We start from the raw sequence: 10,220 nt of genomic DNA, 5'->3' as shown, positions 1-10,220 counted from the left end.
TTAGGCGGGGGTAACGATCAGGAATTCGTCGGAATCTTTGCTATCGATGATGGCGTGCGCGATCTTTTTGGCATCAGCGACATCCACGTCAACTTCATCGCCGATTTCGATGCCAAGTTCTTCCAATTCAGACCCGGAGACGTTGACTCGGCCTGAATTTCCAGTGTTACGACCGATCTGCTTCCGGGTCATTAGTGATACCAAGGATTGTTCAGCGCAACAATATAGTCTTTACTTAGACTGTCTCGCATCACAGGTTACGTCTCAGATGGATGCTTGGTGGATAGTCCGGTCACTTCATACGTGGTGACCCGACAGCCACGTTGGTCTGCTAAGAGCGATGAACTGATACGGATGGTCGGTTCAAAAACCGACAATGGAAGATATTCCGCAACCGTCGAATGATCCGTACTCAGTCGGCGATCACATCCAGATTTATCTTGCCTCTGACGATCCCGATAATCAGTATCATGGTGTCGTCTGTGAGATCGTCGAAATCGATGAGGATAATCTCGGGAAGGAAACCGGTCGAAATACAGACGCATACTCCTATACACTGTGTAACGCAGAAACAGGCGAAGAACTACCCCTCTCGTTTCGTCATCACGATTTAGTACCGGTTGAAAGTAGACAGTAGGTCCTACGGAAGAGCGTAGACACGGTTACAAAAGAGATGCACCGCTGAACCAGTGACGAGTAACTCGCCGCACGCCACTACAGCCGAGTGGGTCACGGCCCCACCACGGACCGGGACCCGTTCACTCTCTCTTTCCGGGAACGCCGCCCCTACGGGCGGCAGTTTGTCGACGCGCTCCTACTGTCTTCAAAGGTTGTATATTCAGTTGCTTGGCGAGTCGATAGGCGCAGCGCACACTACATACCACGACGGCCAGTCTCGGATTTGTGAGACTGACGTATCTCGGCACACCAAGCTGGAATGCTTTCTCCGTCGTACTCACCAAGGTAGCTGCGGTACAGTGTCTATTACGGACAGACTCGATTGTTCTTTTGCGCTCGTAAATACCGAGACAGGTAGGTTCGACCGGGCGGATCGACGTACGTACTCAGGTACGTACGCGATCACGTACATCATCACGTACGCGCGTCCTTACGTACGTGCGTGTGTCAGCCACGGATATCGGACTGACGGGCGGACGGGCACGTCATCGACCATATTAGAGAGAGATGGGGCCAGAGTAAGCTTGTTGACGGACCGGTCTTGTGTTATGTTGTCTACGATCATGGCCCTTCGTCTCCACGTAGAAGTGGATCCAGGCCTGAGTCGTCGTTATCGGGATCTGAGTCGCTAGCCTGTCCGAACACCCCGATTGCCCCACCCGTTGACCGTACGAATTCCAGGATTCTGTCCGCGGCGCTACGAGTATTCGGATCTACCCGGGATACCGGCGATAAACGCTGTTGGTATACCTATGGGTAGGTTGATGACACGGATAAGAGAGGTAACACGGCTTGCGGGGAGACGATCCGGTCAGTCTTCGTCAGCGTTGTCTTCTTCGTCGCTCGCGTCATCGTCAGTCGTCGTCCTATTCGAGCGGTTCTAACAGTTTCTCCCCGGCTTCGACCTTCGCCCGTTCAATCGTCCACAAGTCGTTGTCGAACTCAATCTCGTAGTTCTTCTCCGCGCGCTTCAGGATCGACTGGATCGAGGACTGCGGGATTCCGAAGTACTCTGCTGTCGTCGTCTTCGGACGGCCTTTCTTGAGCTCGCGGATGAAGTTCTGCACCTTCGCGTACTCAGCTGGATCCTGGTACAGGAACCCGTCTTCATCAACGTCGTACCCTGCAGGCGGTCGTCCAACGCGCTTTCCATCCCTACGCGCTTTGTCAATGCCCTGCTGCACGCGATCAGCAATCATCCGTCGTTCCGCGTCTGCGAACACGATCATGAGGTTGAGTAGAAGGTCTCCCATCCAGTCGTCATTATCGACTGTGCTGATGGGTTGTTCTGTGCAGTGCAGGTCGATGTCCTTCTCGCGGAGTTCCTCAACGAAACTGGCGAGCTCACTGAACGATCGTCCGAGTCGATCGATTTCTGTGGTGACGACGACGTCGTACTGGTCGATGGTCTCCCGGAGATGGTTGTACTGCTCGCGGGACATGCTCGCACCGGACTCGATGTCCACGTGCCACGCGACTTCACTGGTGTTGTAGTGTTGGAGGATCGATTCGCGCTGCCGGTCGTCGTCCTGGTCGTCTGTGCTGACACGGACATAACCGGCGACATTCTGGGGTGATTCCTGCATACCTACCTTAGTCGGTGTTCCCTTATCAAAGAAGTAGGATTCCTTGACGGTGCGGGAAACATTAGTTTCTCGTAACTCTCACCGTCGTAGTAGGAGTTCGGGACTAAAGGATGGGGAGGTGGGTTCGGACGGTCGGATCGGCGTACGTGCGTACGCACCTGAGTACGTACGCGACCACGTACATCGCTACGGACACAGCGACGTACGTTCGTACTCCCGTCCTCACGTACGGGTATACGTCCATCTGCTCAAACCGACTGACGGGCGGGCGAGCAGATCATCTATTATGAATTGTACGGACACCCGGGATATCGGCGTGCTGCGTCGTGTCGCCCACCATGTTCCGCGACATTAGAGAAACGGCTACCCCAATGGGTTGTCCATTAGAACAGGTTAGTATCGAACACCGGAGTTTCGATGACAATTGGTGACGGAGATGAATACGGATAGGTACTCCTGCCCGTCATTTGCTTCGTACATGTGACTACTGATGTATTTAGTCGTCTAACATATCCTCCGGAATCTGGCTCTCCGGGATGTTCAGGGCATACTCCTCATCATCGCGCACCTTCTTAAGAAGGGGAACAACTTCTTCTGAGTACCGGCGTGGATCGACCTTACCCTGGCCGATGAACGCGATGTGGTATCTGTTGTTGAATTCACGGATGTTTATACCCGTCTCCTCTTCGATGTCTCTGATAAGTTCGTTGACTGCGTAGGTGTTCGTGCTCTCAAACCCAAGCCGAACTGCCACATCACTTGGGCGTAGGTCATGGTCAAATTGAATTGCCGACTCCGAGTCAGGGGCGATCCCGAGCACGGTTGCTAATTCACTCTCGTCTTCAGCGAGATCTTCGACTTTTCTAACGTCAACCACCTCGCGGTTGGGAGCCTTCTTGCTCACCACCTCAAATGTGCTGGCAAGAATTCTGCGGAGAGCGCCGATGGGGATATTCAGCCCACTATGCTGCGTGAATGCTTCAAAGACCCACGAGAAGTCTTTGGCGACAATTCTGTTTACTGTAATATTGTCTCCCTCCCCGATCTGAATCTGTTTTTGACGTGGGAGGTTGTCCCGGTCTTCAATGTCGTCATCAAATTCGAGGAAGTAGATGTCGTTAGCAATGTCCTCGTTGTCCGATAACATCTGATTCACCCATGAGAACACTCGTTGTATGTTTGAGTCGCCCGCCCCGTATCCAACGATGAGTAACGGGTGTTCAACAAAGTATGTGAGCATTTTCGAACTAAGATATCGTCGCCGAGAATTGAAGTCCTCGTAGTCCTCGGATGTCAGTATAAGACTCTCAGGTTCGGTGATACTACCATGAATCTTGAGAATTTCACCGATAGTCTGGTGCTGACGCCGTAGAACCTGCTCGCCGACAACTACGTCGTAATCTGGCTCATCTTCGTCATAGTCTTCATTGAAAATACGCTCTAAGAACGGGTCATAATTCGTGGTGATGATCGCGTGCGGTTGAATCTCTTTTAGAAGTTCGATCTCTTCTCGTGCCTCATCGGCGGTGAGGTCACCATTGACGACGTCATCAGTCAAATCGTCTGACGAGGCTGGCGTCAGATCATCAAAATATTCCGAAATTCGATTTTTGATGTAGATGTCTTCTGGATGCTGGGGGTCAAGAGAATCATCTGGAAAAGTGGGGGTCCCTCTGTTCCAAGCCCACACAGCATATTGTTCAGCGAGAAACTGACCCATCTCTTGTGGACTTCGAGTTTGGCGGTAGTATCCGTAATCGTGGCCGAGTGTAGGAAGATCATCGGCCATTGATTCTAGTAGTTCATCCCATCCCGGACCACTGAAGTAGCGAATAGAGAGACCAGAACCAACGAGTAGTGCGGGTTGGAAGTCTTCACTTTCTAGTGTCTTCCCAATGTCCTGTATGATCTCTTCACGATATTCTTCAAGATCTGGCATATTCATCACCTTTCCTCCCGCAAGGAAAAGTGTTGACAGTTTAGTGAGCGAATGACTAGTCCCGACTTCCTACCCGGGTATGGTATGAATTGAGTAGGTGAGGTGGCTTGGGTTCCCGGTTCAGTCGTGGATTTCCGCGATGATGTGGTTCCGTTACTGGAGTATCTATAGTACAGCTCGTCTTGGCGGAGGAGGTTCGACCTGTCCTGCTCGGGAAAGTATCAATCAGAAACCGTTAACAAGAACGACGGTGCCGCGGTCAGGAATCGTGTTACGGGCGAGCAAGAAAGTATGAAAACGCTGTAATCCCACGCACCAAACCCCCATAACACCTTTTGTGAACCCTTAAAACACAGCGCGGTCAGGAACCGTGTTACCCTCTCAGTACACGTCGCCCGCCGGAACGCGCACTGCATTCTCGCGGAACCATGGCGTCGTCATATCCCACGACCCGAGGTCGTAGTCCTCGAACGTGGACAGGCGCGACTGCCCCGGGTACCGAGCGGCTTCCGACCGACCGTCGTCGTCACCGTGAATGCCCTTCCGAGCATTGACAACCGTCCAATCCGGCTCATGCTGTGACCGCACCACTTGCCGATCGACTGTCTCGCCCGCGAGCGTCGCCTGACGCGCCCGCCCGCGTCGCGTGGGCGTTTGGTCGCGCAAGTACCGCGTCGTCCCTGCGGACCCGACAGTATCCTCCAAGAGGAGCTGCTGTCCCGTCGATTCCACGCCAACGTGCTCATTGTCACCCGCCTTCTCAATCACGTAGCACCAGAGGTCCATCGATGTCATCCACTTCGACCCGCCCGGACTCCGCTTGATGAGCCCCTTATGTCGCAGGTAACACTTCATCTCCTGCGACAGTTGCGATTCTTCCCACCGCCAGGTGACTACTGGCGGGGCGAGGTGCTGGATGATCTCTCCCCAGTGAGCCACAAGATTGCCTTCCGTTCTCTTCTTGAAGTCTCTCGCGCGGTTCGACTGCCACGTCACCGTCGTCGTTGAGTTTTGAGTTGACAATCTTAGTCACCCCGTGTATTCCATCTCCTCGAACAGCCCGATCGCCAGCGCGTAGTTCGCTTTCGACAACTGTCCGTCTTCTTTGTAGTCAACACCCTGTACCCCCAAAACGCCCTTGAGAGCCATCGTTGGCGGTTTTTCGTCTTCAAGCGCAGTCGCGTGCTTGTCCCGCGCAGCGAGACACACCCGAAGCGCATCGACAGGGTCCTGCATGACATCGCTCGCGTTCCCGCACGACCTGATGCCCTCAATGACTGCAATCAACTGCAGCGCACCGCCACCGTCCTCGTGAGCCCAGCACTTCCACCCGTCATTAGTGTCCACGCCGAAGTTCGTAGACTTCGCGTCTGGGGTGCTGGTGCCACCGTGAACCGGGTGTGGGCCCTCCCCGTTCACCGCGTGAGCGCGGAACGGACCGGTCTGCGCGATCGGCTCAGGGTTCAGGGAGTAGTACGCTGACTTCGACTTGGACGAGTCGATATCACTACCCTCAGCCCGGTCATCGAACGCTGCCTGTGCCTGTTCAGCTGGCGTCAAAGTATCGTCGTCATCCAGGTGCTCGTCAACGATGTCGTCGATCGTTGCCTGCCGTTCAGGGACGTCGTGCCGCGGCGTGGCGTCGATGTGCATCCACGTCGTCCCCATCACGCGTCCGTTCGCGGGAGCACCGTACACCTCAACGTGCCCGACTTCACCGCTCGGGAGTGACTGGGTCAGATCTTCCTGAACCTTCTTCCCGTCAACGAACCCGGGGAGTTCCGCCCGTACGAACACGTGAACGCCGGTCATGCTGGTGCTGACTTCAGTGTAGGCGTCCAGTTCTTGGATGAGGTCCCACGCTTCCCGCGTCATCAGCGCGGTCCCATCGTCTTGAGGTTCGATGACGTCATCGAGGTCCACCAGCATGAGCGGATCTTCGTCAGGCTGGAAGTCCAAGTGCGGAACGATCGCCATCGGGTACAGCGGCCGGGGATCCTCACGGTGCTCGTTCCCGTCATCGTCTTCAACAGTCCCCCACCGCCAACTGTCATTGATGTGCCCGTTGACAGTTCCATCGAGGGCGTCAATCACGTCGTCGAACGTCCCGCCTGCCCGTGAATCCCAACTGACGTTCTCACGTCCCCACTGCGCTGCACCAGCGTACCCGGGGTTGGTGTACGGGGCGCGCGGCTGCTTCTCTTCCAAGTCCCACGCGAACCAGTTCCGGGCGTCTTGCCCGATTTCAACCAGGTCTGCGGGGATGACACGCTCCGCGTCGTGGACTGATTCCGGAACGTCCAGCGTGACGTACTCTTCACCGACGTCGGTGACTTTCACCGGGCTTTCAGCGTCGTCTAACCGCTGGATTGCTACTCGCATCAACAATCACCCCATGTGAGGCCGACGAATCCACCGTCTTTCTCTGCGACCGTGCCTGCGTTAATGAGCGCATCCAGTACCGCCTCAACGTTCTCACGTCGGAATCCGCGGGACTCGCACGCATCGATGACCTCAGTCATCGTCGATATCCCACCATTGTAGATTTCGCTACACACTTCACGCGTTAACTCTCGCGTGTACTCCATGCGTTCCTGGTACGCTTCGATCCTGTCCTGAATCATGTCCAGGTCTGCGCGGGTCCGCTTAGCGACACGACCCGTCGCTGCGTCGGTGTCAACCCCACCGTCAGTACATGCCTGCCTGACAGCGTTATCCACCCGTTCACGTTCCCCCAGAACACTTGACGTTCCTGTGGTCGGGGCGGGGTCGGGACCGGTGTTCTCCATAGCATCCGGGGCGGGTTCCTCTTCGACGGCGGGAGTATCGATGACAGGCAACTCGTCACCGTCATCTTCGGCGGATTCCGCGTTCGCTGCAGCGCGTTCAGCGGCCTGCTCCGACTTCCTGACGATCTCCCCGTCCAGATACGGCGTCATCCAACGGAACCCGCCACGCATGATGTGCAACCGCTCGCTCGCACGTGTGAGCGCGACGTACCAGGTCCGAGCTTCATTCTCTGACTTACGCTTCAACCGGTCGATTTCACTCGCAATCGTGCTCGTGATGCCGTCGTACACGACAACGTCGCTTGCCTCCGAGCCCTTCGATGCGTGAATCGTGAGGACACGCACCCGCTTCACCGCGTCCTCTGCAACCGTCTCGTCACGCTCAGACACTGCAGCCTGCAACGCATCGATTTCACCGTCATCGAGTTCACCGGATTTCGTTAACTCACTAACAGACGCCGTTCCTGAGGTGTAACGCCCCCAGAACGCGTCTTTGACAACTTCACCGAGGTCGTCAGCAGTGACTGTCTGTTCACCGTCACGGAGACCACTAATGAACGTCTCCCGTTCGTCGTTCGTGACCGACAGCACACGACCGTTCGTGTGCTCTAACAGCGTCGCGGCTTCGTCGCCGGTGAGACGGAGTTGCGACGCGTCCGTGTCGTACGTCTGCAGCCCGTACTGACCGTCATCTGACGCGTAGGTTGCCGGGACACCGCGGAGTTTCACTAACGCGTTTAGCAGGTCCACGCGGCGCTGTGTCCACCCGCCCAGATCGCTGTCATGCGTCGAATGGATGATGCCGGCTTTCTCCAGTGCGGCACTGATACCCGACACTTGCGTGCGACTGCGTGCAAGGAGCATCATCGACCGGTCGTCATGCCCGTCGATGTGGTCCTGGACGAGCGCGCCGGGGCTTGCCGGGGTATCCGCGCCCGGGACGCGCCAACCGTCACTGTCCCCCTTCTCGAACCATGGGGACTTGTACTCATGCAGTTCACCGCGAGAGTCACGCGTCACCGGCGGTTCGTCGAACTCCTTCGACAGCATCAACGTCGCAGCCTGCCAGTGCGACCGCGGGACACGCCAGGTCTTCGTCAACAGGACCTCCGGAATGTGATCGAGTCGGTCACTGAAGAACCGCGGGTCCGCGCCCGTATACTCGTTCACGACTTGCAACGGGTCGCCGGCAACGATTGCGGTGTCTGCAGCTGCAACCCAACGCTCACACACCTGCGCCATGAGCGGTGTCACGTCGTGGTACTCGTCCACGACAACCGCCTTCGTCGGCGGTAGCGGACCGTTCACGGCTGCTTCTAACAGTTCGCCGAACTCCGTCAGACCGGCTTCCTGCTTGAACGCCTCCCACCGCTCATAGATCTGGGGGACGTCGACGCCCGGCCATTCTTCCTTGAGGTCGGTGTACTTCGGCACTTCGTACAGATCGCTCTTGTCCGCCGGGTCAAGCAGGTTATCACGAGCGTATTCGATGACTTTGAACAACAGCTCACCGCGCGACGTGCTCCACGGCGCTGAACTGTACTTGATGTCCAGTACTTCACTGCAGAAGTACCATTTCTCGTATCCCGTCACGGCTGGACCGAGCCCGGAATCCGTGTTCTCATCGTGACGACCGCTGAGAAGCCCTGTAACGCGGTTCGCCGCGGCGTGTGCGGTCGTCCACATTTCTAACTCATCTTCTTCATCGAGGATTCCCCATGACTTGAGACGCGCTTCGATTTCACCGGCAAGTGAACGACGGTACGTCATGATCGTGATATCACGGGGGTCGATGTTGTGTTCCTCTATAAGCACAGCAACGCGGAGGCACATCTGCGTCGTCTTACCCGTGCCGGGCGGCCCGTTCAGGCGGATTGTCGCGTCTGCAGGGTGCGTCTCCCCGCCTTTGATTTTCGCGTCCTTCAGGTCCGCCGGGAGGCCCTTGCGGACGGATTCAGGCGGGCGGGCGTCTTCGTAGTCGGTGACTTCGTCGTAGTCAGTAGGTGCTCGTGGCATTACTCGTCACCTCCGTCTTCGGGCGTGTATGACCGGATTTTCCCGGGTTCATGGTCGTCGCTGTCTTCGTCACTTCCAGGCAGTGAACCGCCCGAGTCACCGTTTACAACCTCGTCGGTGTCGCCGGTCTCGTCCGGTTCACTGGCGTTGTCACCATCCTCCTCGTTACCGTGGTTATCCATGCGGTCCATCGTGGACCCTGACGCCTCCTGCTGGTAGGCATCCTCGCCAACTTCGAATGCCTCACCGGACAGATACCAGAACGTCTGCCAATTCCCGTGAACGGTCGTTGACTTCGATACCTTGTCACCAGCTGTTGACGTGCCTGTAAGTTCACGCGCGGAGATTTCAGCCTGCAGCGCCCGGTCGGTGATTTCGTGGGTCGATGTGATGGACGCAATCGCCTCCCTCGGCACGACAACCTCAGAGTTCGCCGGGGGTTCATCGTCCACGTACACACCGCCGTTCTCAACAGCATCCTTGCGGTCTCCGTACGCGACAGTGTTACTCACGTAGTTCTTCAACGCCTGCATCGCTGCCGTCCGTGCACCCGTCTCTTCTTCAACGACTTCACCAATGCTCTCGATAACATCGCCGATGAAGTTGTCCCACTCAACTTCTTCACTCTCCGCTCGGTCAGGGTATTCGCCTTCCTGAGCGGCTGTGTAGGCCTTCCACAGAACCCGTCCTTCGAAGAGTGTCGATTGGGTGACCGTGAGACGCGTCCCGTTCGCATCGTTGAATTTCAGGACGTATTCGGTCTCTTCGGTGGATGACTTGTCTGTCGTGACCTTCTTCGTCACACCGACAAGCGTCTCCTCAATGAGGTCTGAGAAGATGACCACTTCACCGTCATCGATCTTCTTCTCAGTTTCGAGGTCATCAATCTCATCTAACCAGATTTGGCGGACGTTCTTCCGCGACACGCCGCTTTTCGTGTCACTTAGCTGGTTGAGGTACGCTTTCGCCATCGAGTGCAGACCCGTGGCTTCGTCGCCGGCTTCGACTTCGATCGCTGCGAAGGTCTGAGCTGCATCCATGCAGACTTGCATCGCGTCGCCAGCGTTGTCTGCGTCCTTCACAGTTTCCTCGTACTGCGAGAACTGCGCGCCCAGCTTCGCAGTGGGTGTGTCCTCTGATGGGCCCGAGATGTCGTCGGGCATGTCTCCTCCCGCTGCCATCAGGCCCCACCACCGTTGATACCGTCGTTTA

7 protein-coding genes are annotated in these 10,220 nt (G+C 56.4%); all 7 read right to left on the bottom strand.

From position 1 onward, the window contains the following. The 7 genes from EYW40_RS08945 to EYW40_RS08910 all read right to left on the bottom strand — a co-directional run bounded on the left by EYW40_RS08945 (nt 1) and on the right by EYW40_RS08910 (nt 10,171). Nucleotides 1-192, bottom strand: a complete 192-nt coding sequence (locus EYW40_RS08945) for a hypothetical protein (RefSeq protein WP_135821266.1) — start codon at nt 190-192, stop codon at nt 1-3. A gap of 1,352 nt (nt 193-1,544) precedes the next feature. Further along, complete coding sequence (locus tag EYW40_RS08935) at nt 1,545-2,264, bottom strand: recombinase family protein (protein WP_135821264.1); 720 nt, start codon at nt 2,262-2,264, stop codon at nt 1,545-1,547. A 496-nt stretch (nt 2,265-2,760) separates the two neighbouring features. After that, nucleotides 2,761-4,203, bottom strand: a complete 1,443-nt coding sequence (locus tag EYW40_RS08930; protein WP_121820580.1) for an SIR2 family NAD-dependent protein deacylase — start codon at nt 4,201-4,203, stop codon at nt 2,761-2,763. Nucleotides 4,204-4,584: 381 nt separating this feature from the next. Next, entirely contained in the window at nt 4,585-4,998 is a 414-nt protein-coding gene (locus EYW40_RS08925) for a hypothetical protein (RefSeq protein ID WP_135821263.1), read from the bottom strand. A 234-nt stretch (nt 4,999-5,232) separates the two neighbouring features. After that, nucleotides 5,233-6,585: a hypothetical protein gene (locus EYW40_RS19965; protein WP_135821262.1), complete on the bottom strand. Its 1,353-nt coding sequence runs from the start codon at nt 6,583-6,585 to the stop codon at nt 5,233-5,235. Next, nucleotides 6,585-9,008, bottom strand: coding sequence for a UvrD-helicase domain-containing protein (locus EYW40_RS08915; protein WP_135821261.1), 2,424 nt, complete (start codon nt 9,006-9,008; stop codon nt 6,585-6,587). The genes EYW40_RS19965 and EYW40_RS08915 overlap by 1 nt, the downstream gene beginning before the upstream one ends. Beyond that, nucleotides 9,008-10,171, bottom strand: a complete 1,164-nt coding sequence (locus EYW40_RS08910) for a hypothetical protein (protein ID WP_135821260.1) — start codon at nt 10,169-10,171, stop codon at nt 9,008-9,010. Before EYW40_RS08910 ends, EYW40_RS08915 begins: the two co-directional genes overlap by 1 nt. Nucleotides 10,172-10,220: the final 49 nt, after the last annotated feature.

This window comes from Halostella litorea (genome assembly GCF_004785955.1).
GTDB lineage: Archaea > Halobacteriota > Halobacteria > Halobacteriales > Natronoarchaeaceae > Halostella > Halostella litorea.
Note: the sequence above shows the minus strand (reverse complement) of the source record. Positions and strands in the feature narration are given on the sequence as shown.

Bases quoted from the DNA above. Each gene is read 5' to 3' on its own strand.
- EYW40_RS08910 (WP_135821260.1), bottom strand. From the start codon at position 10,171: ATGCCCGACGACATCTCGGGCCCATCAGAGGACACACCCACTGCGAAG.
- EYW40_RS08925 (WP_135821263.1), bottom strand. From the start codon at position 4,998: ATGACATCGATGGACCTCTGGTGCTACGTGATTGAGAAGGCGGGTGAC.
- EYW40_RS08930 (WP_121820580.1), bottom strand. From the start codon at position 4,203: ATGCCAGATCTTGAAGAATATCGTGAAGAGATCATACAGGACATTGGG.
- EYW40_RS19965 (WP_135821262.1), bottom strand. From the start codon at position 6,585: ATGCGAGTAGCAATCCAGCGGTTAGACGACGCTGAAAGCCCGGTGAAA.
- EYW40_RS08935 (WP_135821264.1), bottom strand. From the start codon at position 2,264: ATGCAGGAATCACCCCAGAATGTCGCCGGTTATGTCCGTGTCAGCACA.
- EYW40_RS08915 (WP_135821261.1), bottom strand. From the start codon at position 9,008: ATGCCACGAGCACCTACTGACTACGACGAAGTCACCGACTACGAAGAC.
- EYW40_RS08945 (WP_135821266.1), bottom strand. From the start codon at position 192: ATGACCCGGAAGCAGATCGGTCGTAACACTGGAAATTCAGGCCGAGTC.